Source organism: Mycobacterium sp. ITM-2016-00317, assembly GCF_002968295.1.
GTDB lineage: Bacteria > Actinomycetota > Actinomycetes > Mycobacteriales > Mycobacteriaceae > Mycobacterium.
The window spans coordinates 2,831,241-2,855,594 of record NZ_CP134399.1 but is presented as its reverse complement, the minus strand read 5'-3'; the positions used below and the strand labels follow the sequence as shown (position 1 = coordinate 2,855,594).

General features: G+C 68.6%; 18 protein-coding genes, 1 rRNA gene and 1 pseudogene. 3 read left to right on the top strand and 17 right to left on the bottom strand.

The features are described 5' to 3' along the window. Positions 1 to 96: 96 nt before the first annotated feature. The 6 genes and pseudogenes from C6A87_RS13620 to C6A87_RS13595 form a co-directional block, all read right to left on the bottom strand. Positions 97 to 1,618 (bottom strand): 16S ribosomal RNA (locus C6A87_RS13620). A 487-nt stretch (positions 1,619 to 2,105) separates the two neighbouring features. Continuing rightward, positions 2,106 to 3,391: pseudogene (tyrS, locus tag C6A87_RS13615) on the bottom strand (tyrosine--tRNA ligase). 18 nt (positions 3,392 to 3,409) lie between these two features. Next, positions 3,410 to 4,021 carry a DNA-3-methyladenine glycosylase gene (locus tag C6A87_RS13610; RefSeq protein WP_311117685.1) on the bottom strand — a complete coding sequence of 204 codons (612 nt, stop codon included), beginning with the start codon at positions 4,019 to 4,021 and terminating at the stop codon, positions 3,410 to 3,412. Positions 4,022 to 4,038: 17 nt separating this feature from the next. Beyond that, entirely contained in the window at positions 4,039 to 4,245 is a 207-nt protein-coding gene (locus C6A87_RS13605; protein ID WP_311117684.1) for a Trm112 family protein, read from the bottom strand. 4 nt (positions 4,246 to 4,249) lie between these two features. Beyond that, the gene (locus C6A87_RS13600; RefSeq protein WP_311117683.1) at positions 4,250 to 4,777 is read right to left on the bottom strand and encodes a hypothetical protein; all 528 of its coding nucleotides are present in this window, start codon (positions 4,775 to 4,777) and stop codon (positions 4,250 to 4,252) included. Between the two features lie 53 nt (positions 4,778 to 4,830). Then, positions 4,831 to 7,800: an acyl-CoA synthetase gene (locus C6A87_RS13595; protein ID WP_396837057.1), complete on the bottom strand. Its 2,970-nt coding sequence runs from the start codon at positions 7,798 to 7,800 to the stop codon at positions 4,831 to 4,833. Between the two features lie 138 nt (positions 7,801 to 7,938). Between C6A87_RS13595 and C6A87_RS13590 the strand changes: the two genes are divergently transcribed. Further along, positions 7,939 to 9,759, top strand: a complete 1,821-nt coding sequence (locus C6A87_RS13590) for an ABC-F family ATP-binding cassette domain-containing protein (RefSeq protein ID WP_311117682.1) — start codon at positions 7,939 to 7,941, stop codon at positions 9,757 to 9,759. Beyond that, a complete protein-coding gene (locus tag C6A87_RS13585; protein WP_311117681.1) occupies positions 9,760 to 11,046 on the top strand; it encodes a hypothetical protein in 1,287 nt (428 codons plus the stop codon). Here C6A87_RS13585 and C6A87_RS13580 read toward each other — a convergent pair. The 11 genes from C6A87_RS13580 to argC are packed head-to-tail and all read right to left on the bottom strand — an operon-like array spanning position 11,024 to position 21,080. Next, positions 11,024 to 11,527: a hypothetical protein gene (locus C6A87_RS13580; RefSeq protein WP_311117680.1), complete on the bottom strand. Its 504-nt coding sequence runs from the start codon at positions 11,525 to 11,527 to the stop codon at positions 11,024 to 11,026. The genes C6A87_RS13585 and C6A87_RS13580 overlap by 23 nt on opposite strands. Further along, positions 11,524 to 12,093: a hypothetical protein gene (locus C6A87_RS13575; protein ID WP_311117679.1), complete on the bottom strand. Its 570-nt coding sequence runs from the start codon at positions 12,091 to 12,093 to the stop codon at positions 11,524 to 11,526. Before C6A87_RS13575 ends, C6A87_RS13580 begins: the two co-directional genes overlap by 4 nt. Next, the gene (locus C6A87_RS13570; RefSeq protein ID WP_311117678.1) at positions 12,090 to 12,680 is read right to left on the bottom strand and encodes a hypothetical protein; all 591 of its coding nucleotides are present in this window, start codon (positions 12,678 to 12,680) and stop codon (positions 12,090 to 12,092) included. Before C6A87_RS13570 ends, C6A87_RS13575 begins: the two co-directional genes overlap by 4 nt. Positions 12,681 to 12,702: 22 nt before the next feature. Beyond that, entirely contained in the window at positions 12,703 to 14,115 is a 1,413-nt protein-coding gene (argH, locus tag C6A87_RS13565; RefSeq protein ID WP_311117677.1) for an argininosuccinate lyase, read from the bottom strand. Positions 14,116 to 14,143: 28 nt separating this feature from the next. After that, on the bottom strand, positions 14,144 to 15,346 hold the full coding sequence (locus C6A87_RS13560) for an argininosuccinate synthase (RefSeq protein WP_311117676.1): 1,203 nt from the start codon (positions 15,344 to 15,346) through the stop codon (positions 14,144 to 14,146). Between the two features lie 27 nt (positions 15,347 to 15,373). After that, complete coding sequence (locus C6A87_RS13555; protein ID WP_311117675.1) at positions 15,374 to 15,859, bottom strand: arginine repressor; 486 nt, start codon at positions 15,857 to 15,859, stop codon at positions 15,374 to 15,376. Continuing rightward, complete coding sequence (gene argF / locus C6A87_RS13550) at positions 15,856 to 16,791, bottom strand: ornithine carbamoyltransferase (protein ID WP_311117674.1); 936 nt, start codon at positions 16,789 to 16,791, stop codon at positions 15,856 to 15,858. The genes C6A87_RS13555 and argF overlap by 4 nt, the downstream gene beginning before the upstream one ends. After that, positions 16,788 to 17,975 carry an acetylornithine transaminase gene (locus C6A87_RS13545; RefSeq protein WP_311117673.1) on the bottom strand — a complete coding sequence of 396 codons (1,188 nt, stop codon included), beginning with the start codon at positions 17,973 to 17,975 and terminating at the stop codon, positions 16,788 to 16,790. The genes argF and C6A87_RS13545 overlap by 4 nt, the downstream gene beginning before the upstream one ends. After that, on the bottom strand, positions 17,972 to 18,847 hold the full coding sequence (gene argB / locus C6A87_RS13540) for an acetylglutamate kinase (protein WP_311117672.1): 876 nt from the start codon (positions 18,845 to 18,847) through the stop codon (positions 17,972 to 17,974). Before argB ends, C6A87_RS13545 begins: the two co-directional genes overlap by 4 nt. Continuing rightward, positions 18,844 to 20,040: a bifunctional glutamate N-acetyltransferase/amino-acid acetyltransferase ArgJ gene (gene argJ, locus C6A87_RS13535; RefSeq protein WP_311117671.1), complete on the bottom strand. Its 1,197-nt coding sequence runs from the start codon at positions 20,038 to 20,040 to the stop codon at positions 18,844 to 18,846. Before argJ ends, argB begins: the two co-directional genes overlap by 4 nt. Further along, positions 20,037 to 21,080, bottom strand: a complete 1,044-nt coding sequence (argC, locus tag C6A87_RS13530) for an N-acetyl-gamma-glutamyl-phosphate reductase (RefSeq protein WP_311117670.1) — start codon at positions 21,078 to 21,080, stop codon at positions 20,037 to 20,039. Before argC ends, argJ begins: the two co-directional genes overlap by 4 nt. Before the next feature lie 55 nt (positions 21,081 to 21,135). On the opposite strand from argC, the gene C6A87_RS13525 reads away from it, so the two are divergent. Further along, positions 21,136 to 24,354, top strand: a complete 3,219-nt coding sequence (locus C6A87_RS13525; protein WP_311117669.1) for an adenylate/guanylate cyclase domain-containing protein — start codon at positions 21,136 to 21,138, stop codon at positions 24,352 to 24,354.

Sequence of the window (24,354 nt, the reverse complement as noted above, 5' to 3'; positions counted from 1 at the left end):
CCCCACCCACTACAGGCGAAAGGCCATCCAACGAATCGCTTGAGTCACCGAACCCCCACGGTCGTGGGCGGGCTCAAGTCTCGTGGTGCTCCTTAGAAAGGAGGTGATCCAGCCGCACCTTCCGGTACGGCTACCTTGTTACGACTTCGTCCCAATCGCCGATCCCACCTTCGACGGCTCCCTCCCACAAGGGGTTAGGCCACCGGCTTCGGGTGTTACCGACTTTCATGACGTGACGGGCGGTGTGTACAAGGCCCGGGAACGTATTCACCGCAGCGTTGCTGATCTGCGATTACTAGCGACTCCGACTTCACGGGGTCGAGTTGCAGACCCCGATCCGAACTGAGACCGGCTTTGAAAGGATTCGCTCCACCTCACGGCATCGCAGCCCTTTGTACCGGCCATTGTAGCATGTGTGAAGCCCTGGACATAAGGGGCATGATGACTTGACGTCATCCCCACCTTCCTCCGAGTTGACCCCGGCAGTCTCTCACGAGTCCCCGCCATTACGCGCTGGCAACATAAGATAAGGGTTGCGCTCGTTGCGGGACTTAACCCAACATCTCACGACACGAGCTGACGACAGCCATGCACCACCTGCACACAGGCCACAAGGGAACCGACATCTCTGCCGGCGTCCTGTGCATGTCAAACCCAGGTAAGGTTCTTCGCGTTGCATCGAATTAATCCACATGCTCCGCCGCTTGTGCGGGCCCCCGTCAATTTCTTTGAGTTTTAGCCTTGCGGCCGTACTCCCCAGGCGGGGTACTTAATGCGTTAGCTACGGCACGGATCCCAAGGAAGGAAACCCACACCTAGTACCCACCGTTTACGGCGTGGACTACCAGGGTATCTAATCCTGTTCGCTCCCCACGCTTTCGCTCCTCAGCGTCAGTTACTGCCCAGAGACCCGCCTTCGCCACCGGTGTTCCTCCTGATATCTGCGCATTCCACCGCTACACCAGGAATTCCAGTCTCCCCTGCAGTACTCCAGTCTGCCCGTATCGCCCGCACGCCCACAGTTGAGCTGTGAGTTTTCACGGACAACGCGACAAACCACCTACGAGCTCTTTACGCCCAGTAATTCCGGACAACGCTCGGACCCTACGTATTACCGCGGCTGCTGGCACGTAGTTGGCCGGTCCTTCTTCTCCAGGTACCGTCACTTGCGCTTCGTCCCTGGCGAAAGAGGTTTACAACCCGAAGGCCGTCATCCCTCACGCGGCGTCGCTGCATCAGGCTTGCGCCCATTGTGCAATATTCCCCACTGCTGCCTCCCGTAGGAGTCTGGGCCGTATCTCAGTCCCAGTGTGGCCGGTCACCCTCTCAGGCCGGCTACCCGTCGTCGCCTTGGTGAGCCGTAACCTCACCAACAAGCTGATAGGCCGCGGGCCCATCCCACACCGCAAAAGCTTTCCCCTCCCAGACCATGCAGCCAGAAGGGTGTATTCGGTATTAGACCCAGTTTCCCAGGCTTATCCCAAAGTGCAGGGCAGATCACCCACGTGTTACTCACCCGTTCGCCACTCGAGTACCCCGAAGGGCCTTTCCGTTCGACTTGCATGTGTTAAGCACGCCGCCAGCGTTCGTCCTGAGCCAGAATCAAACTCTCCAAACAAAAACCCCTCACCCAAAGGCAAGGCAGAATTCACAATCAGAGAAATCCGATCATCAAACAAGACACCAAAACTGGCATCAAAAAACAGCCCACCCCTAAACGGGAAAAAGAGGTGAACCAAAAACAACAAACAAAAACCACCAAACACACTATTGAGTTCTCAAACAACACGCCCCAGACCGGCCGCGCAAGAACCCCGGCTTAAAAGCCGTGACCCTCGTTCGGACAGAAGAGGACATCCGCGTTAGCGGACTTCCCTCTGGAGTGGCGCCGCGCTCTCCGGGTTTTTGGCCCGTGTCGCGGCGACTTCGATAAGTTACGTCAGGGATAACTCAGGAGTCAAATCCGCTGGTAGAGCGCGTTTTCGAGGTGCGCGTCCCACTGCGGCCGGCGTGGCTGCCGGGCGACCCGATCAGCTTCAACAACGCAGAGTCCCGACGTGTTCCCGCCGCATCGATGAGCTTGACCTGGGAATTCACCGCGCCATTCACGCCATTCGCTCTATTCCGGCGATGTTGCGCTTGCCGCGGCGCAGCACCAGCCACTTGCCGTGCAGAAAGTCCGACGGCTGCGGCGACCAGTCCTCTGTGGTGACCCTCACGTTGTTGACCGACACCCCGCCTTCGGCGATGGTGCGGCGGGCGGCTCCCTTGCTCGCGCAGAGTCCGCTCGCCACAAGGAGATCCGTGATCGCATCGGGTCCGCCGGCCTCGAGGGGGCAACCGACGCCTCTCTCAACGCCGCGGCCAGCGTGGGTTCGTCGAGTTCGGACAGTTCCGCGCGGCCGAACAACGCCTGGCTCGCGTGCTCGACCGCGAGCGTGGCGGCCTCGCCGTGCACGAGATTGGTGAGTTCCCGGGCCAGCCGGCGCTGGGCGGCCCTTTCGTGCGGGCGTTCTTCGGTCGCCTGCTCGAGCTCGCGCAGTTCGTCGGCGTCGAGGAAGGTGAACCACCGCAGGTAGGACACGACATCGGCGTCGGCGGTGTTGACGAAGTACTGGTACCAGGCATAGGGGCTGGTCATCTCCGGGTCCAGCCAGAGACTGCCCCCGCCGGTGGACTTGCCGAACTTCTTGCCCTCGGAGTCGGTCACCAGCGGCGTGGTCAGCGCATGGACCGCGGCGCCCGCCTTCTGCCGGACCAGCCGCACGCCGGCGATGATGTTGCCCCACTGGTCGGATCCACCGACCTGCAGTGTGCAGCCGTAGCGCTGGTGCAGTTCCACGTAGTCGTTGGCCTGCAACAGCATGTAGCTGAACTCGGTGTAGGAGATGCCCTCGCCTTCGAGCCTGCGGCGCACGGTATCCCGGTCCAACATCACATTCACCGAGAAGAATTTGCCGACGTCACGCAGGAACTCGATCGCCGAGAGTTCGCTCGTCCAGGACAGGTTGTTCGCGACGACGGCGCCGGTCGGGGAATCGTCGAACTCGACGAACCGTTCGAGCTGACCGCGGATCCGGTCGGCCCAGTCCGCGACGGTGTCGGCGGTGTTCAGGGTGCGCTCCCCCACCTCCCGCGGGTCGCCGATCATCCCGGTCGCTCCGCCGGCGAGCACGATCGGACGATGTCCGGCCTGCTGGAAGCGCCGCAGCGTGAGCAGCGGGATCAGATGACCGGCGTGCAGGCTCGGCGCCGTGGGGTCGAAACCGGAATACACCGTGACCGGCCCTTCGGCCAGGGCTTCGGCGAGGGCTTCGCGGTCGGTGGACTGGGCGATCAGTCCGCGCCAGTCCAACTCATCGAGGATCTTCGAGGTGCTCGTAACGCTCACCTGGTCGATCTTCCCGTACTAGTCGCTTCCGCCCGGCACCGGTGCCCGCGGACTGCGCCGGTACGCCGACACCTCGGGGTGGTCCGGGAGCCACATCCGCCACGGCCGATCGGCCGCCTTGCTCACCCCGACCCGCGGTCCGGTCTGGCCGACCCGCAGCTCACTCAGCTCCAGCCGGACCGGGGCGTGCGGATCGAACAGGTCGATCCCGTTGTCGTCCATGGTGATCCCGAGGGCCGAACACAGGTTGCCGGGCCCCCGCGCGAGTGCGACCTCACGCACCGACGTGCCGCGACGCGCCCAGGCCCGGTCGTGACCGGTGTCGATCTCCGCCGCACGCAGCAGCACCGCGGCGGCGACGCCGTCGGCGGCGCACACGACGTTCGCACAGACGTGGATGCCGTGGCTGCGGTAGGTGTAGAGCCGGCCGGGCGGGCCGAACATCACCGAGTTACGCAGTCCGGGCCCGCGGAACGAGTGCGCCGCGGGATCCGGCCAGGGCCCGTCGGCGGGTCCGCCGTACGCCTCCACCTCGACGATCGTCGCGGTGACACCACGGCCGGTGAGCCGTGAACCCAGCAGCAACCGCGCGGCGGTGAGGGGATCGACGTCCAGATCAGCTCGGGGCACCGACGACCAGGACCGGCCTACGCCTGTTCGGCGGCCGACATCAAGCGCTGATGCTCGTCGTCGTCGACCGTCACGGCCTCGTCGACGAGCAGCACCGGGATTCCGTCGTCGATGCGGTACTTGCGCCGCAACCGGGGGTTGTACAGCGCGTCGGCGGTGAAGACCAGCGGTCCGCGGTCCTGCGGGCAGACCAGGATCGCCTTGAGCGTGTCGTCGAGAGCCATCGGGTCAGCGACCCGGCATCGGGAAGATCGTGTCGCCGTCCTGCAGCATCGGGTTGCCCTGGCCGGGCGCCCAGGACGGACCGCTCGGGCCCATGCCGGTCTGCGGTCCCGGCGCGGCCGGCGCCTGCTGCTGGGCGCCCTGCGACTGCGCGAGCGCCTTGCGCTGATACGTCAGTGTGGATTTCAGCGCTTCGATCAGCGGGCCCTGATTCGGCCGCGCGTCGAGGCCGGCGGCCAGGGCCTGGGTGTTGGCGATCGACGGGCGGATACCGCGGGACCGCAGGGTCATCACCTGTTCGATGAGCTTGGACACCTGGCCACCACCGCGGCCGGTCTGATACTCCTGCGAGATCATCATCAGCACCTGGTCGGGCGAGATCCGGGGCGCGGGCGGCTCTTCGGCTTTGGTCGTCGGCTGCGCCGAAGCGACCGGAGCGACACCCATGACCAGCCCGAACGCCAGCGCGGTCCCGACGAAGGCACCGGTGAACGCACGGTGCAGCGACGATCTGGTCATCTTGTCCTGCGTCATCCCAACCTCCGTAGTCGCCCCGGCGAGCCTAACAGCGCGTACCGGAGCGGGCATCACTGCTGACCACCCGCGAGCTCGCTGCGCACGGCAGCGGTCAACCGCTTGTACCGACTGCTATCGGCGTCCAGGTACCAGGCGTTACGGGAGGCCTTCGGAATCCCCTGTTTCTCCCACGGACCGGCCAACGGACGGAACGTCGCGGTCAACGTCATGTCGGAGACGACGTGCACGATGTCGGGCGCGTGACCGACGGGCAGGTCGCCCAGCGCTTCGGAGAGATCCGCCGACGGGATGCTCCCGCCGGGACACAACGCCAGCGCGGTGACCGCCCGCGTCTGCCCGTTCACCTCCACCCCGTAGGTGACCGCCATGTCGACGGCGCCGAGCCGCCCGACGGCGTCGTTGACCGTTGCCGCGAACACCGGCCCGCGGGGGGTGCAGATCACCGAGGCGCGGTTGTCGACCAGCCAGTAATCGCCGTCCTCGTCCCGGCGGAAGAGGTACTCGGTGGACACCCACGTGTCGGCGGGGGCGAACACACCGCGCTTCACCGACGCCAGCGGGTCCACCGGTCCGCGCGGGTGGGCGAGCAGCACGCCCACCTCCCCGACCTCGGCGCGGCGCACGAAGCCCTGCTCGTCTTCGAGGATCACGTCGTCGACGGGGTCGTAGGCGGCCAGCGCGATCTCGCCGCCACCGGGCAGCGGCCTGCCCTTGCTGCCGATCTTGGCGCCCTTGACGTTGGCCAGCACGGCCTGACCGTCGGTGGTGGCGAAGAACTCCACCACGTTGGCCGGCTCGAACACCTCGACCACCCGGGTCCACAGCCCGGCCGGCATACCCGAGCCGATGAACAGCCGGACCGGATGGCTTCCGTGCAGCGAGAACGCGGGGTCGTCGATGACCTCCCGCAGCATCGTCCAGGTATAGGAGACCACCGTCACGCCGTACTGCCTGATCTCCTGCATGAAGCGGGCCGGACGCAGCTCCCGCGACAGCGCGACGCGGGCACCGCCGACGACCGCACCGCCGAGGCTGACCAGCAGCCCCGACTGGTGGTGCAGCGGGGTAAGGCAGTACACGGTGTCGCTGCGGCTGAGGTTGGCCGCCGACGCCGTCCCGAACGCCGACAGCGCCCAGCGGTAGTTGGTGATCTGACGCGCCACCAGGCTGCCGCTGACGGTGCTGAAGCCGATGAAGGCGAGGTCGCGGGCCAGCCCGGGATTGGGCCGGTACCAGCCCGGCAGGTTCACCTGGTCGGGGTCGATCTTCTCCATGTCGACGACGTCGTCGTCGGCGGCCAGGTCGAGGTCTCGGGACTCGCCGCCGCCGAGCACCAGCACCCGCATGCCGAGTCTGCGTGCCACTTCGAGATTGGTCGGATCGGCGATGATCTCGGTCACCGCGCCGAGCCGCGCGGCTTCGGCGAAGTCCGCGTCGGGCGGCATCAGCACCGCCACCGCGCCGAGCCGGGACAGTGCCGCGATCGCCACCAGCGCGCTGGGCCGGGTCTCCATCAGGACCGCGACGCGCACGCCCTGGCGCACGCCGACCCCGATCAGGCCGCGCACCACGTTGTTGATGCGCCGGTCGACGGCCTCGTAGGTGTGCACCCGGCCGTCGAACAGCAGCGCCTCACCGTGGGGCATGTCCCGTGCCTGCTCGGTCATGATGCGGCCCAGCGAGATACGGGTGTGGTCGTTGACCTGGCCGAGACGGGCCAGGCGCGGCAGCGTGCGCGCGGTTTCGACGGCCAGGGCACGCGCGGACTTGTTCGCCGCGACGAACGCGTCGGCGGCGGACCGGGCCAGGGTGAACGCCATCTCGGTGGCCGCGGTGGCGCTGTGCGTCACCCTCGAGGTCAGCGACACCCCGCGCTCGCTCGGTTCGGTCGGCTGCACCGGCATCGGCGTCACGCCCTCGGGCATGCTGCCGCCGCCATCGAGCCAGCGCACCCACTCGGCCACCGCAGGCCAGGTCTGCGTCGCGGCCTTCGACCCCACCACCAGGCCGAAATGGCCTGCCCGGATCAGGAACTCGTACACGTCGGCCCGGGGTGCGGCGCGCTTGATACCTCGCACGGACGCGGGCTGGCCGATGTCGTCGACCTCACCGATCACGGCGAGCACCGGGCAGTCGATGTCCGACAGCGTCACCAGGTCCCCGTGGATGGAGAAGCCGCCGGTCATCATCCGGTTGTGCGCGATGAACTGCTTGAGCAGCTCGGAGATCGCCGGCCCCGACCACGCGATCCATCCGTCGTTGGCCAGGAACCGCCGCTGCTGCTCACGGGGCAGCAGCGCTTCGCGGTCGTGCAGCTGACGCAGGAAGTCCAGTCGCGACTGGGCCGTCTTGACCGGATCGAGCATCTGGAATCCGGTGCGCGCCAGCCATCCCGGGATGTCGATGCGGCTGAACACGTGGTCGGCCATGAAGTCGGCGGCGACGGGCGCCAGGCTGGCGGGCAGGTTCATCGGCAGCGCCGCGAGCGTGTCGACCGGCGAACCGAACGCCACGATGCTGGCCAGGTCCTTCGCCCGGCGGTAGGCCGCGGTCTGATACGCGAACATCCCGCCCTGCGAGTAGCCGGCCAGGTGCACGTCGCGCCCGGTCACCGTCTTGACGGTGTCGATGGCCTCGCTCAGCGCGACCACGTGGTCGGCGAGGTTGCGCTGCATGCCGCCTTCGACCTGGTCGGGCGAGCCGAAGTCGATGACCCACGGGTCGATGCCGGCCTTGTGCAGGATTCCGACGGCGCCCTCGTCGCGGGTGACGTCCCACATGTCGGCCGACATCATCATGGGATGGACCATCAGCACCGGAGGTCCGACGGGCGCGCTGCCCGGGCGGCTGTCGGGCGGGAAGTAGCGGCGCAGCCGGTACATCGGCACGCTCTCGATGACCTGGAACGGCGACGGCACGGCGCCGGTCTCCAAGCCGCCGTAGCGCAACACCTCGAGCCCGTTCTGGGCAGTCGCGACCAACCGTCCGACCGGCCGGGTGATCGCCGAGAGGTCCACCACGTATCACTCCCCACTGTGAGTATCTGCTCAACCCGACTGCCGCCGACATCATGGCACAGCCCCGATGACCGGTCCCGGCTAATCGCGCGCCCCGCCGATTGGGTGCCGCCGTCGCCCAACGACTAAGGTCGGCGGGCGATGGCACACCTGCTCGGAGGCGAAAACCTCCATCTGGAGTACCCCACCGGGGTGGTCTTCGATTCGGTGACCGTCGGAGTGAGCGAAGGCGACCGCATCGGCATCGTCGGCCGCAACGGCGACGGCAAATCCACCCTGCTGGGCCTGCTGACCGGACGCGTCGCACCGCACGGGGGGCGGGTGACGCGCCGTGGCGGTCTGCGGGTCGGATCGCTGGACCAGGCCGACACGCTGGACCGCGAGCGCACCGTGGGTTGGTCGCTGGTCGGTGACCAACCCGACCACGTGTGGGCCGGTGTATCGAGGGTCCGTGACGTGATCGGCGGTCTGGTCGCCGACATCCCGTTCGACGCCGTGGTCGGAACCTTGTCGGGCGGTCAGCGCCGCCGCGTGCAGCTGGCTGCGCTGCTGATCGACGACTGGGACGTCATCGCACTCGACGAGCCCACCAACCACCTCGACATCCAGGGAATCACCTGGCTGGCCGCGCATCTCAAGCAGCGGTGGGCCCGCGGATCGGGCGGGCTGCTGGTGGTCACCCACGACCGGTGGTTCCTCGACGAGGTGGCCAACACCACGTGGGAGGTCCATCCCCCCGGTTCCGGGCGCGGGCAGGGCAGCATCGTGGAGCCGTTCGAGGGCGGTTACGCCGCGTATGTGTTGCAGCGCGTGGAACGTGACCGCCAGGCCGCGGCCGTGGAGGCCAAGCGACAGAACCTGATGCGCAAGGAGCTGGCCTGGCTGCGCCGCGGCCCGCCTGCGCGGACGTCGAAGCCCAAGTTCCGGATCGACGCCGCCAACGCGCTGATCTCGGATGTCCCGCCGCTGCGCAACAGCGTGGAGCTGTCCCGCGCGGCGATGGCCCGGCTGGGCAAGGACGTCATCGACCTGCTCGACGTGTCGGTGAGCTACCCGGCAGGCGCCGACGGCTCCGCGGACCGGGAGGTGTTGCGCGACGTCGAGTGGCGGATCGCCCCCGGTGAACGCACCGGCATCCTGGGCGCCAACGGCGCCGGGAAGTCCACGCTGCTCGGCCTGATCGCGGGCACGGTGACGCCGACCGCGGGCCGGGTCAAGCGCGGCAAGACGGTGCAATTGGCTGTGCTGGACCAGGAATCCCGGGAGCTGGATCCCCTGGCCGGCGACATGGTGCGCGAAGTGCTGGCCCGCCTGCAGACGACCTACCAGATCGACGGCAAGGACGTGACGCCCGCGCAGTTGCTCGAGCGGCTGGGTTTCGCGCGAGAGCATCTGTCCGCGCGGGTCGGCGAACTGTCCGGCGGTCAGCGCCGCCGGCTGCAGTTGATGCTGGTGCTGCTGTCGGAGCCGAATGTGCTGGTGCTCGACGAGCCGACCAACGACGTCGACACCGACATGCTCACGGCGACCGAGGATCTGCTCGACTCGTGGCCGGGCACACTGATCGTGGTCTCCCACGACCGATACCTGCTCGAGCGCATCACCGACCAGCAGTACGCGATCCTCGACGGCCGGCTCCGGCATCTGCCCGGCGGCATCGACGAGTACCTCCGGCTCGCGGCGGCACAGCCGGAAAGCTCGGCACCCCGTGCGAAAGAAGCTGTCGCCGAGGGGCTGTCCGGCGCCGAACTGCGCAACGTGGAGAAGGAGATCTCGTCGATCGACCGGTCGCTGGCCAAGCTGGCCGACCGCATCACCGCCAAGCACGGCGAGATGGCCGCGCACGACCAGTCCGACCACGTCGGCCTCGGCCGGCTCACCGCCGAGGTGCGGGACCTGGAGAAGCAGGTGGCCGAACTGGAGTCGCGCTGGATGGAGCTCTCGGAACGGCTTGAGAGTTAGATGACGTCACTGCTGCGGCCATCGGTGCTTTGTTTGCGCTACTGGCCGCAGTTGGCGGCGTGCTATCTGCTGGGGATGCTCGGGCGGCGCGGCGCCATCGAGCTGGCGGCGTGGGCCGGCCACGACAACGACGTCTGGGCCTCGCTCATCATGCCGCTGGCCGGGCTGGCCCGACTGGGCTCCTACGTCGCGATGTTCTTCGTGCTGCGGCCTGCGATCCCGGCACTGGCGGCGCTACCGCGGCGGTCGGCGCGCGGCATCGACGTGTTCTCGACGGTCATCGTGCCGTTCTTCGCGATCTACCTGGCGTGGAAGCTGTTCGCCGAGGACTGGATCGCATTCCAGGCGCGTGCGCTCGACTATCGGATCGACGATGCCGTGGTGACTCCGGGAGTCACCGAGCTGCACCCGGAAACCCTGCCGGTCAGCACGCTCACCTGGGTACTGATCTTCGCCGCGCTCGTGCTGCGGTATGTACTCAGCCGTTTCAAGGACAACCTGCCCGGCTGGATGATCACGGTCCGGGTCTACGTGGACGCCCTGTGGGTGTTTCTCGGTGTGAGTTTCGCTGCCAGCAAGGACCTCACCTTCTTCATCAATCCCGCCGGCTGGCTGGCGGAACGGCGGATCGTCGTGTGGTTCACCGAAACCCGCGCCGAGCTGTTCTCCCATCTGCGCCCTCTGGAGCTGGTCTGGGACACCGTGGCCTGGGCTGTGGGCACGGTGTTCGGCGGCGCGACGATACCGCTGCTGTGGCTGGCGGTCGGCGCGATCATCTACGGCGTCACCATGCCCGAGGACTGGCGGGGCGCTGCGCGCCGGGTCGCCGGCCGACGAGCCGACCGGGTGTTCGAAGTGGCGGCCGCCCGGGAGCAGCAGGTGCGGACCCGGTGGTCGCGCCTGTCCGATGTCCGCCGCGACGAGGCACGCGACTGGGCGCTGTCGCGGCTGGGCAATTACCGGCCCATCGCCGACTCGGCGCGGCTCATCCTGCACGGCGGTGTGCTGGCGTTGTCGCTGTATGTGCTGGGCTACGTCGGCTTGGCGTGGCTGGACATGGCAGGCAGTTTCTACCGGCCGGAGGTGCGGGCCGGGTACCTGTTCCGCAGCGTGGCCTGGGCTGTCGGCCCGCATCCGATGGCGTTCTGGGACTGGGCGCAACCGGCGCTTGTGTTCGTCTCGCACCTGATCATCGAGCCGCTGCGGATCTGCTTGATCGCCTCCACGGTCGCGTACTGCCTGGAGCACGTCCGCCCGAAGGACGCTACAACAGCATCCGCGCCGTGATCTGGCCGTCGTGGGTGACATCCAGCGCGGTGGGCACCACATCCGACGGCAGCACGAAGCCGAACTGGATCCGGCCCGGCTTGTCGCACAGCGGTTTGATCCCCTCCGGTGGGATCGGGCTGAACCCGCCGACTCCTTCGGCCTCCCACCGACGCTGCCCGTCCGTGAGGACGCCTTTGCAGTAGCCCGGGCGCGCAGTCCCGGTCCAGTCGACGACGATCACGGTGAGCACCGTGCCCTCCGGAAGCTGCGGACCGAAGCTCAGCGGGGGGCGATTGAGGTACCGGATGGAGTCCACCCTCCAGGTCTGGCCGTCCGCGGTACCGCTGCGACCGTCGGGAACGACCAACTCGGGCGTCACCGTGTTCCGGTAGGCCGCCCACGGCGGGCCGAAATCGAGCGCGACGAAAGCGCTTACCGCACAGGCGACCACGACGGCGCCGGTGAGATTGCGCTGCCACAGCGCCGCCATGCGGCTCATTCTGCACTCAGTTCCGGAGGGGTGAGTTCCACATCGCCTGCCCTGGCGATGCGCGGGTCGCCTGCGGGAACATCGATGACCAGACGGGAATCCAGGATGTCGCTGCCCACCCATACCCGCAGGGTGATGGGTTCGGTGGCGTCCGGCGCGACGAGTTCCGAGGCGACGTCGAACACCCAGCTGCCGCGCTGGGTGATACCCGGGGAGATCTTTGCCATCAGGCTTTTTCCGAAGAACCGGTCCGACGGCAGGTATCGGTTCGGGCCGACGATCAGATCTGCTCGGGGAAGCTCGGTGGTGCGCGTCGCCTCCACGGTGGTGTCGACGACAACCCAGTCGCCGGCCGCCGTGACCGAGTTGACCTGCGGCGCAACACGTACCGAGGTCACCGTGGCGGCGACTGCGCGGCCCTGGACACGGTCGCCCGCCGCGCCGCGGACGTCGAAGGGGCCGTACAGATCGGTGGGCGCCGGGAGGTGGTGCCAGATCACCGCGGCGGCCGAGACGGTGGCGACGACGGCGATCGCCGACCACACCGTCCCGAGGTTCGCGCTGCGATACGTCACGACGGCGTTCCCACCGGGAGTTCGGTGACGCCGTAGTCGGTCAGGCTGTCGAGCCACTCCTCCCCGCCGTAGGTGACCATCAGCTGGCGACGGTGTTTCTTCCAGATCCGGATCGTCACCGTGTCTCCGGCACCCAGCACATCGTCGGGGACGAGCCAGGCGAAGACCAGCTGCTCGGTCAGCCCGGGCCCCAGGTTCTGGATCGGCGAACCGTCCCGGAAGCGGAACACGCCATGGAACTCCTTGCCCGGCACGTCGCGGACGTCGAGCTCGTTGCGCAACCGGCCCGGCACGGTCGCATCGTTGCGCAGGGTCGCGACCACCCCGAGATACCGGCGGCCCGGCTTGGCCGTACCGACGACCCGTCCCCCGCCTCGGATCTCGTCGACGAGGCGGGCCCGGTCGACGGTCACGGTGAACTGGCCGTCGCTGAACTCCTCCCCCGGCGTGAACGGTGTGGCCTTGGTGTCGACGGGGTCGAGCCCGCCGAACAGCGCCGCGACGCCCAGGATCACCACCAGTGCGGCTCTCCACCACTGGCTCACCTTCCGCGAGGCCAGCCACCGGCGCACGGCACGGGTGTCCATGCCGATGGATGCTAACGCCCGGCTACCGTCGCAGCCGCAGTCGCAACGAGTCCGACACGTCGCGCACCGCGCTCAGCTGCCGGGCCACCTGGACGGGTGCGGTGCCGCCGCGTGCATCCCGCGAGTTGACCGACCCCTCGGTGGTGAGCACGTCGCGCACCTCCGGGGTGAGGGCGGGATGGATGCCGGTGAGTTCGGCGTCGGCGAGCTCCTCCAGACCGATACCCCGGGCCTCGGCCGCACGCACCGCGGCACCCGCGGCTTCGTGCGCCACCCGGAACGGCACGCCGCCGCGCACCAGCCATTCGGCGACATCGGTGGCCAACGTGTAGCCCAGCGGGGCGAGTTCGGCCATCCGGTCCACGTCGAAGCTCAGTGTCGCGACCAGCCCGGCCATCGCCGGCAACAGCATCTCCAGCTGGGCCACCGAGTCGAAGACCGGCTCCTTGTCCTCCTGCAGATCCCGGTTGTACGCCAGCGGCTGGGCCTTCAGGGTGGCCAGCAGCCCGGCGAGGTTGCCGATCAACCGGCCGGACTTGCCGCGGGCCAGTTCGGCGATGTCGGGGTTCTTCTTCTGCGGCATGATCGAGCTGCCGGTCGACCACGCGTCGTGCAGTGTGACGTAGCCGAACTCCGTGGTGCTCCACAGGATGATGTCCTCGGCCAGCCGAGACAGGTCCACCCCGATCATCGTGAACACGAACGCCGCCTCGGCCGCGAAGTCGCGGGATGCGGTCGCGTCGATCGAATTGTCCGCTGCCGCTGCGAAACCCAGCTCGTCGGCGATCGCGTCGGGGTCCAGGCCCAGCGACGATCCGGCCAGCGCGCCGGAACCGTACGGCGACACCGCGGCCCGGGCGTCGAAGTCGGCGAGCCGGTCCACATCGCGCAGCAGGGGGTGGGCGTGCGCGAGCAGGTGGTGGGCCAGCAGCACCGGCTGCGCCGACTGCAGGTGCGTCTTGCCCGGCATGATCGCGGTCGGGTGGGCCGCCGCCTGTGTCGTCAGCGCCCCCACCACGTCGAGCACGCCGTCGGCGACCCGGCGGATCGCGTCGCGCAACCACATCCGGAACAGCGTGGCCACCTGGTCGTTGCGGGACCGTCCGGCGCGAAGTCGCCCGCCGAGGTCGGGGCCGACCCGCTCGATCAGGCCGCGTTCCAGTGCGCCGTGCACGTCCTCGTCGGAGACCAGCGGCCCGAAGCTGCCGTCGGCGACGTCGGCGCCCAGGCTGTCCAGCCCGGCCAGCAACCCGTCACGCTGCTCCTCGGTCAGCAGGCCGGCCTGGAACAGCACGCGAGCATGCGCTTTGGACGCCGCGACGTCGTAGGGCGCCAGCACCCAGTCGAAGTGGGTCGACTTGCTCAGCGCGGCAAGGGCGTCCGCGGGGCCGTCGGCGAACCGGCCGCCCCACAGGGAACCCTCGTTGGTGCTCACAGCGGGTGCTCTTCGCGCGGGCGGCTCATCACTTACCCGCCAGATCCCGGCGCGCCGACAGGCTCGACGACAGGCCGTGCACGTGCACGAAGCCCTTGGCCGCCGACTGGTCGAAGGTGTCGCCCTCGTCGTAGGTCGCGAGGTTGAAGTCGTACAGCGACTCGGCGCTGCGCCGGCCGTTGACCGCGATGTGACCGCCGTGCAGCACCAGTCTGATCTCACCGCTGACGTGTTCCTGAGTCTTGGCGACGAACGACTCCAGCGCGGTCTTCAGCGGCGAGAACCACAGACCGTCGTAGACCAGCTCGCCCCACTTCTGGTCCGTGGTGCGCTTGAACCGGCCGAGCTCACGCTCCAGCGTGACGTGCTCGAGCTCGGTGTGGGCGGTGATGAGCACCATCGCGCCGGGCGCCTCGTAGATCTCGCGGCTCTTGATGCCGACGAGCCGGTCCTCGACCACGTCGAGGCGGCCCACGCCCTGGGCCCCGGCGCGCGCGTTGAGCTGCTCGATGGCCTGCAGCACCGTGACGGGGTTGCCGTCGATGGACACCGGCACGCCCTTGTCGAACCCGACGATCACCTCGTCGGGGCTGCTCCAGTTGACGGTCGGATCCTCGGTGTAGTCGTAGACGTCCTTGGTCGGCGCGTTCCACAGATGCTCCAGGAAGCCGGTTTCCACCGCCCGGCCCCAGACGTTCTGGTCGATGGAGAACGGCGACCGCTTGGTCACGTTGATCGGGATCGCGTTCTGCTCGGCGAACGCGATGGCCTTCTCCCGGGTCCATGCGTAGTCGCGGACCGGGGCGAGCACCTTGAGATCCGGTGCCAGCGATGCGAATCCGACCTCGAAACGCACCTGGTCGTTGCCCTTGCCGGTGCAGCCGTGCGCGACGATGCCGCCGCCGTGTTCGCGGGCCGCGTCGACGAGGTGCTTGACGATCAACGGCCGGCTCAGCGCCGAGACCAGCGGGTAGCGGTCCATGTACAGGGCGTTGGACTGGATGGCGGGCAGGCAGTACTGCTCGGCGAACTCGTCGCGGGCGTCGATGACGACGGCTTCGACGGCGCCGCAGTCCAGGGCGCGCTGCCGGATGACCTCCATGTCCTCGCCGCCCTGCCCGAGGTCGATGGCCACCGCCACGACCTCGCGACCGGTCTCCTTACCGATCCAGCTGATGGCCACCGAGGTGTCCAGACCGCCGGAATACGCCAGGATGACGCGTTCGGACATAACGAAACTCCTTCTTGTTGAACTACTTCAGGCTTTGGAAAGGTTCTCGATGGTGGCGGCCAGTTCGGCGCCGGTCATCGGTTCGCGGGCGATCACGAGGATGGTGTCGTCACCGGCGACGGTGCCGACCACATACGGCAGCGCGGCCCGGTCCAGCGCGCTGGCCAGGTAGTGCGCCGCACCCGGCGGGGTGCGCAGCACCGCGAGGTTGGCGCTGCAGTCGGTCGACACCAGCAGGTCCCCGAGCAGTCGCGACACCCGTTCGGTACCGCCGGCCACACCGCGCACCGGGCTGCCGTCCTCGGGGACGATGTAGACCCCGACCCCGCCGTCTGCGCCGCGCAGTTTGACCGCGCCGAGCTCTTCGAGGTCGCGGGACAGGGTCGCCTGGGTGACGTCGATGCCCTCGTCGGCCAGCAGTGCGGCCAGCTCGCTCTGGCTGCGCACCGACTGCGCCGACAGCAGCGCGACGATGCGGGCCTGCCTGCCGGCCCGGGTACTGGCGGCGGTCATCGTCCGGTTCCCGCCCGTTCCAGCAGCCACACCAGCAGCGCCTTCTGCGCGTGCAGCCGGTTCTCGGCCTCGTCCCACACCGCGCTCTGCGGGCCGTCGATCACGTCGTCGGTGATCTCGTGTCCGCGGTGCGCCGGAAGGCAGTGCAGCACCACCGCTTCGGAGTCCGCACGGGACATCAGATCGGCGTTGATCTGGAACGGGCGGAACGGCCGCACCCGGTCGAGGCCGTCGTTCTCCTGCCCCATCGAGGTCCACGTGTCGGTGACCAGCACGTCGGCGCCGGCGGCGGCGCGCACCGGATCGTCGGTCAGTGCGACGGTGGCGCCGGTCTGCTGGGCGCGGGCCTCTGCCGCGGCGACGAACATCGGGTGCGGCTCGAAACCCTGCGGCGCGGCGATGGTGACGTCGATCCCGGCGGTCACCCCGCCGAGCATCAGCGAGTGCGCCATGTTGTTGGCGCCGTCACCGAAGTAGGCCAGCCGCAGGCCTTTCAGCGCGCCCTTGCGTTCGGCCAGCGTCTGCAGATCGGCCAGCACCTGGCACGGGTGGAACTCGTCGGACAGCGCATTGACGATCGGGACGGACGAACCCGAGGCCATCGCGGTCAGCCGTTCCTGGGCGAAGGTGCGCCACACGATCGCGTCGACGTAGCGGGACAGCACCTGGCCGGTGTCTTCGAGGGTCTCCTCGCGTCCCAGTTGGGTGCTGCGGCCGTCGACCACCACGGCGTGCCCGCCGAGCTCGGCGATGCCCATCTCGAACGAGAACCGGGTGCGGGTCGAGTTCTTCTCGAAGATCACCGCGACCCCGCGCGGCCCCTCGAGCGGACGGCGGCTGAACCGGTCTTTCTTGAGATCGGCGGCCAGCGCCAGCACCTCGGCCTGCTCCGCAGGTGAGACGTCGTCGTCGCGAAGGAAATGCCGGATCATCGAGAAGTCTCCTGTGCGGCCTGGTCGAGGATGGACGGAAGTGCGGTGAGGAACGCCTCGGCCTGTGCGTCGGTGAGCACCAGCGGCGGCGCGAGCCGCACGACGGCAGGCGCGGCGGCGTTGACGAGGAAACCAGCCTCGCGGGCCGCGGTCTCGACGGGCTTGGCGGCGTCGGCGGTGAGCACGATGCCGCGCAGCAGCCCGCGGCCGCGGACGTGGTCGACCAGCGGATGGCCGAGCGCTTCGATGCCGTGGGCGATCGTCTTGCCGAGCACGTCGGCGTGTTCCACCAGACCGTCGTCGGCGAGCACCTTCAGTACCGCCAGCGCCGCTGCGGTGCACACCGGGTTTCCGCCGAAGGTGCTGCCGTGCAGGCCGGGGGTGAGCAGGTCGGCGGTGTCGCCGACGGCCATGCAGGCCCCGATCGGCAGTCCGCCGCCCAGACCCTTGGCCAGCGTGACGATGTCGGGGGTGATGCCGTCGTGCTGGTGGGCGAAGAACGTTCCGGTGCGTCCGACGCCGGTCTGCACCTCGTCGAGCGCCAGCAGCGCGCCGTGCGCCGAGGTGATCTCGCGCGCGGCGGCCAGGTAGCCGGCGGGCGGGACGACGACGCCGCCCTCCCCCATGATCGGTTCCAGGAACACCGCGGCGGTGTCGTCGCCGACCGCGGCGCGCAGTGCCTCGACGTCGCCGTAGGGCACGTGGGTGACGTAGCCGGGCAGCGGCTCGAAGGGCGCCTGCTTGGCCGGCTGCCCGGTCAGCGCCAGCGACCCCATGGTGCGGCCGTGGAAGGCGCCCTGGGCGGCGACGAGTTTCGTCCGGCCGGTGAGCCGGGTGATCTTGAACGCGACCTCGTTGGCCTCGGTGCCGGAGTTGCAGAAGAACACCTTGGCCGGCGCCCCGAGCAGCCCGACGAGCGATTCGGCCAGTGCCACACCGGGTTCGGTGGCGTAGAGGTTCGAGGTGTGCCCGAGGGTGTGGAGCTGGCGGGTGACCGCCTCGATCACCGCGGGGTGGCCGTGGCCCAGCACGTTGACCGCGATGCCGCCGAGCAGGTCGACGTAGGTCTTGCCGTCCACGTCGGTGACGACGGCGCCGTCCCCGCTCGCCAGAGCCAGCGCCGGCGTGCCGTAGTTGTTCATCATGACCGCCGACCAGCGGTGCAGCAGATCTCCGTCGGTCATGCCGATTGCACCACCTTCGTGCCCGCGCCCTCGTCGGTGAACAACTCGACGAGCACGCAGTGCTCCACCCGGCCGTCGATGACGTGCGCGCTCGGCACGCCCCCGTCGATCGCGCGCAGGCAGGCTTCGATCTTGGGCACCATGCCCTCCTCCAGTGTCGGCAGCAGCTCGGCCAGCTCCTCCGCATTGATCTGGCTGACCAGGGATCCGCGGTCGGGCCAGCGGGTGTAGAGACCCTCGACATCGGTCAGCATCAGCAGTTTCTCGGCGCCGAGCGCCTCGGCCAGCGCGGCCGCGGCGGTGTCGGCGTTGATGTTGTAGACCAGGCCTGCGGCATCCGGGGCGATCGTCGACACCACCGGGATCCGGCCGGCGTCGATCAGATCCAGGACGGCGTCGGTGTTGACCCGCTCCACGTCGCCGACCAGCCCGATGTCGGTGGCCACGCCCTCGACCATCACGGTGCGCCGCACCGCGGTGAACAGGTGGGCGTCCTCACCGGTGATGCCGACGGCGTAGGGGCCGTAGGCGTTGATCAGGTTCACCAGCTCACGGCCGACCTGACCGAAGAGCACCATGCGCGCGACGTCGAGCACCTCCGGGGTGGTGACCCGGAAGCCGCCCTTGAAATCGCCTGCGATGCCGAGCTTCTTGAGCATCGCCGAGATCTGCGGGCCGCCGCCGTGCACCACCACGGGATGAATTCCGCAGTTGCGCAGGAACACCATGTCGGCGGCGAACGCGGCCTTGAGGCGGTCGTCGGTCATCGCGTTGCCGCCGTACTTGACCACCACGATCTTGTCGTTCAGCGCGGTCAGCCACGGCAGCGCGTCGGCGAGCACCTGCGCCTTGTCGGCGGTGGCCATGCTCATGAGCTGTAGGCCGAGTTCTCTTCGACGTAGGCGTGCGACAGGTCGGTGGTGCGGATCGACGCGGCACCGGAGCCGACGCCGAGGTCGACGACCACCGCGATCTCCTCGCCGGACAGGTCCACCTCCCGCGCCCCCGGGGCGCCGACGCTGTCGACGCAGACGGGGGAACCGTTGAAGGACACGGTGATCCGGTCGGCATCGAGCTTGACCGGTGCCATGCCGACTGCGGCCAGCACACGGCCCCAGTTCGGGTCGGAGCCGAACAGCGCGGTCTTGACCAGGCTGTCGCGGGCGATCACCCGGGCGGCGGTCAGCGCGTCGTCCTCGCTCTCGGCGCCGGTGACGGTGACCACGACCCGCTTGGTGACGCCTTCGGCGTCGGCCTGCAGCTGCGCGCACAGGTCGTCGCACACCCGCAGGACCGCGTCGTCGAGCTCCTGCTGGCTGGGCGCGACCTCGCTGGCGCCCGACGACAGCAGCAGCACGGTGTCGTTGGTCGAGCAGCTGCCGTCGACGTCGAGCCGGTCGAACGTCCGGGCGGCCGCGTTCTTCAGCGCGGCCTGCAGCGCCTCCGCGCTCGCGACCGCGTCGGTGGTGATGACGCAGAGCATCGTGGCCAGCGACGGGGCGAGCATGCCGGCGCCCTTCGCCATCCCGCCGACGGTCCACTTGTCCTCGTGGTGCAGCGCAGCCTGTTTGGGCACGGTGTCGGTGGTCATGATGGCCCGGGCGGCCTCTTCGCCGCCGGTCAGGCCACCGGCCATCTCCTGCACGACCTCGCGCACCCCGGCCAGCACCTTGTCCATCGGCAGCCGGTCGCCGATCAGCCCGGTCGAACAGACCGCGACCTCGATCGCCCCGGTCTCGGTCCCCCAGTCCGACAGCGCCGCGGCGACCGCCTCGGCGGTGGCGTGGGCGTCCTGGAATCCGCCCGGACCGGTGCACGCGTTCGCGCCCCCCGAGTTCAGCATGACCGCGCGCAGCCGACCGGTGGTCAGCACCTGCTGGGACCACAGCACCGGCGCGGCCTTGACCTTGTTGCGGGTGAACACGCCCGCGGCCGCGTGGTCGGGGCCCTCGTTGAACACCAGCGCCAGGTCGAGCTTCCCGGAGGCCTTGATCCCGGCGGCGATGCCGGTGGCCCGGAATCCGGCGGGCGCGGTGACGCCCTGGGTGCGCAGCAGCCGCGTCACGGGGCCACCCCCACAGTGGAGAGCCCTTCGGTCTCGGGCCAACCCAGCGCGAGGTTCATCGACTGCACAGCCGCACCTCCGGTTCCCTTCACGAGATTGTCGATGGCGGCGACCACGACGAACGTCGACGCGTCCTCGTCGACCGCGATCGCCAGTTGTGCGGCGTTGCTCCCGATCACCGCGCCTGTCTTGGGCAGCTGACCCTCGGGCAGCAGGTAGACGAAAGGTTCGTCGTGGTAGGCCTTTTCGTAGGCGGCACGCAACTGCGATGCCGTCGCGTCGGTGCGGGCCGTGCAGGTCGCGAGGATGCCCCGCGACGTCGGGATCAGGACCGGGGTGAACGAGACCGTGACGTCCGCGCCGGACACGGCGCGCAGGCCCTGGGCGATCTCGGGGGTGTGCCGGTGCTTGCCGCCGATGTTGTACGCGCGTGCCGATCCGATGACTTCGGCGCCCAGCAGGTCGACCTTGGCCGCCCGGCCTGCCCCGGAGGTCCCGCTGACCGCGACGACGGTCACGGCGGGCTCCACGAGACCCTCGGCCAGCGCGGGCCACAGCGCCAGCAGCGCGGCGGTGGGATAGCAGCCGGGCACCGCGACACGCTTGGCGCCCTGCAGCCGCTCACGGCCACCGGGAAGTTCGGGCAGCCCGTAGGGCCAGCTGCCTGCGTGTTCGGAACCGTAGAACCGCTGCCAGGCGTCGGCGTCGGTGAGCCGGAAGTCGGCGCCGCAATCGACGATCAGGACGTCGGGACCCAGTTGCTCTGCCAGCGCGGCGGAGTGGCCGTGCGGCAGGCCCAGGAAGACGACGTCGTGGCCGGCCAGCACCTCGGGTGCGGTCGGTTCCAGCACACGGTCGGCGAGCGGCAGCAGATGCGGGTGGTGTTCGGCCAGCGCCGTTCCGGCACTGGAGGCCGCGGTCAGCGCGCCGATGGTCAGCCTGCCGTCAGCGTAGGCGGGATGACCGAGGAGTAGACGTAGAATCTCTCCGCCGGCATAACCGCTGGCACCGGCAATCGCCACTGAAACCATGTCGGCCATTTTTGCATCGTTATGCAACGATATGCAAATTCATTAGGCACGGGCCTCGGGCGGATTGCCGGCAGTCGCCGCATACGCTGTTTTCGACCTGTTTCGACACTTCGCGGGGGTTCCGATGGAACCACATTCCTGTCGAGCGTGTGGCTTGGAGCTACGCTCCGGGGCCCGCTTCTGTGACCGCTGCGGCGCGCGCGCTCCCCGTGCGCTCGGCGGCGAGTACAAGCAGGTAACGGTCATGTTCGCCGATGTCGTGAGATCGATGGACATCGCGCGAACCGTCGGACCCGAGCGTCTCAGCGAGATCATGGCCGAACTCGTGGACCGCGCGACCGATGTCGTCGAACTCCATGGAGGCGTCGTCAGCCAGTTCACCGGCGACGGCCTGATGGCGGTTTTCGGCGCTCCGTTCGCACTGGAGAATCATGCGCTGCTGGCGTGCCGGGCCGCACTCGGAGTATGCGAGCAGGCGCGCGAGGTTGCAGTCGGGGTTCAGGCACGCGACGGTGTCGCGCTGCATCTGCGGGTGGGACTGAATTCGGGGAAGGTCATCGCCGGCGAGATCGGCACGCGAGCGCTCGGATACACCACGATTGGCGAGCACGTCGGTCTGGCGCAGCGCATGGAGTCCGTCGCCCCGCCCGACGGCGTCATGCTCAGTGAGAGCACCGCCGCACAGGTGGAGCACGCCGCAGTTCTGGGGCCGTCGCAGGCGGTGCCGGTGAAGGGGCAGCCCCACGCCGTTCCGGTACGCCGCCTGTTGGCCGTTCTCGACAATCCATTGACACCCCGGACACACGGGGAACCAGCGCTTGTCGGGCGCGCCGAGGTGCTCGCATCCATCGGGGCGCTTCTGGACCGTGCGGTGGCCGGTGAAGGTGGTGCAGTCCGTGTCGCGGGTCCCGCGGGAATCGGCAAGACCCGCGTCCGCCGCGAGGTGACCCGCATGGCTGTCGCCCGTTCCGTCGAGGTACACACGACGCATTGCGAGTCACATACCCGGCGTATCTCCGGCGGGGCCGTCGCCAACCTGCTGCGGTCGGTGTTCACCGTCACCGGCCGCGACAACGCAACGGCACGGCGCCAGGTGCGCAAGGCACTGGCCGGCGCCGACGAAAACGACCTGTTGTTACTCGACGATCTGCTGGGGATCGCCGACGCAACGTCGGTGCTGTCCGACATCAGTCCGGAAGCGCGCCAGCGACGGGTAGCTGCACTGGTGCGACGATGCCTCCTCGACCGAGCCACGCCGACTCTCTATGTGATCGAGGATGCGCACTGGATCGACGCCGCAAGTGAATCCCTGTTCGCCGGTATGGCCGACGCACCGGGCACTGCTGCCTCACTACTGCTGATCACGCACCGACCGGAATACTCGGGTGCGCTCGCCGATCTGCGCGGCGCGATGTCGATCGTCCTGCCACCTCTGGCGGAAGCGGACACCACAGCCCTGTTGTCGGAGCTGCTCGGCACCGATCCGTCGCTACGTGCGCTGACGCACCAGATCGTCGAGAACTCCTCCGGTAACCCTTTTTTCGTGACGGAGATCGTGAGAGACCTGGCCGAGCGCGGTGCCCTGCGGGGCACGCGGGGTCGATACCGATGTGCCCGCCCGCTTGCCGATATTCCGGTGCCGCCCACCCTGCAGGCCACGGTTGCCGCCCGTATAGACCGCCTCGGGTCCGCGGCGAAATCGGTGCTCTACGCCGGTGCCGTGATCGGGATGCATTTCGATACAGGCCTTCTGGAGGCGCTGGTGGACGAAAGCGTGCCGGTGGCGCCCTCGCTCACCGAGCTCTGTGATGCAGAATTCGTGGAGCCTGCGGCCGGGGTTCCGGCGGCAGGCTTCGCCTTCTGTCACCCCGTCGTGCGGACTGTGGCCTATGAATCGCAGTTGAGGGCAACGAGGACTGAACTACATCGACGGGCTGCGGCGAAGCTGGCCGGTGAGGACCCGGCGAAGGCCCACCCGAATGCCGCGCTGATCGCGGCCCATCTCCACACCGCCGGTGATCTTCGACAGGCATTCGACTGGCATATGCGCGCTGGTGCGTGGCTCAACAGTAGGGACCGCTCGGCCGCGCGAGCGAGTTGGCAACGCGCCCGCCGTGCGGCAGCCGATCTGCCCGAGGCCGACCCGGAACGGGTGTCGCGGTTGATCACCGCGCTGACAAAGCTCTGTGCCGAAGTCTGGAAGACAGGCGGCGATCTCGACGGAACGGGCTTCAACGAGTTGCGGATCCTGTGCAAGGCGTCGGGTGACGACCGATCCCTCGCCATCGGGACTGCCGGGATGATTCTGGCCCTCGCCGGCCAACATCGGCACCACGAGGCCATTCCGCTGATCGTGGAACTGACATCCCTGCTCGGATCGATCGACGATCCGGCGTTGACACCGGCTCTCCTGTTGGCGTTGGGGTACGCGAAGTCAGAGGTCGGAGAGCTTCGCGAAGCGCTGCACCTCGCCGAACGCGCTTCCGCGATCGCTACCGAGCCCGCGGCACGAAGCGACGTCCTGTTCAGCCTCCCCACCGTTGCCGCGATCAGGATGCGTGGGCTGTACCGGCTGTGTTTGGGGATGCACGGGTGGCGATCCGACGGCGACACCGCGATCCTGATGGCCAGGGGCCTGGACCCGATGAACCACATCATCTCGGTGGTCTACAAGTACATCCTCGCGGTACCGGTCGGTGCCCGCCGGGTCGACGCCACAGCTCTCCGGGAGACCGCCGAAGCACTTGAGATGGCCCAGCAGGCAGGCGACGGATACACCCTCACGCTGGCCCGCATCGTCCGTGGCATCGCGCTCATCCACGCCGGCGACCCTGGACAGCAAGGAATCGAGCTGCTCCGGTTGGCCGAAGACTTCGCAACGAGGCGCAGATTCACGATGAACGCCGCCAGTCTGGTGAATCCGACGCTGGCCCGTCATCGGGCGCGGGTCGGCGACCTCGACGGCGCGATCGACCTCGCCCGCACCGCGATCGCGGCGATGACGGACAGTGGCGAGATGCTGTCCTTGGGAGTCGCCACGACGGTGCTCGCCGAGGCTCTGATCCGTCGTGGCACTTCCCTCGATCGCGACGCGGCGCTGGCTGCCATCGAACGCCTCGCCGCGATCCCCACGGACGACGGCTTCGTCTTCAACAGGCTTGCAACGCTGCGCCTTCGCGCGCTTGTCGCCAAATACGACGGCGACACAGCGGCTTTCTGCGCGCTACAGCGACAACACGTGGCGGCATGCGCAGCAGCCGGGTTCGACCCACCTGCCGACTGA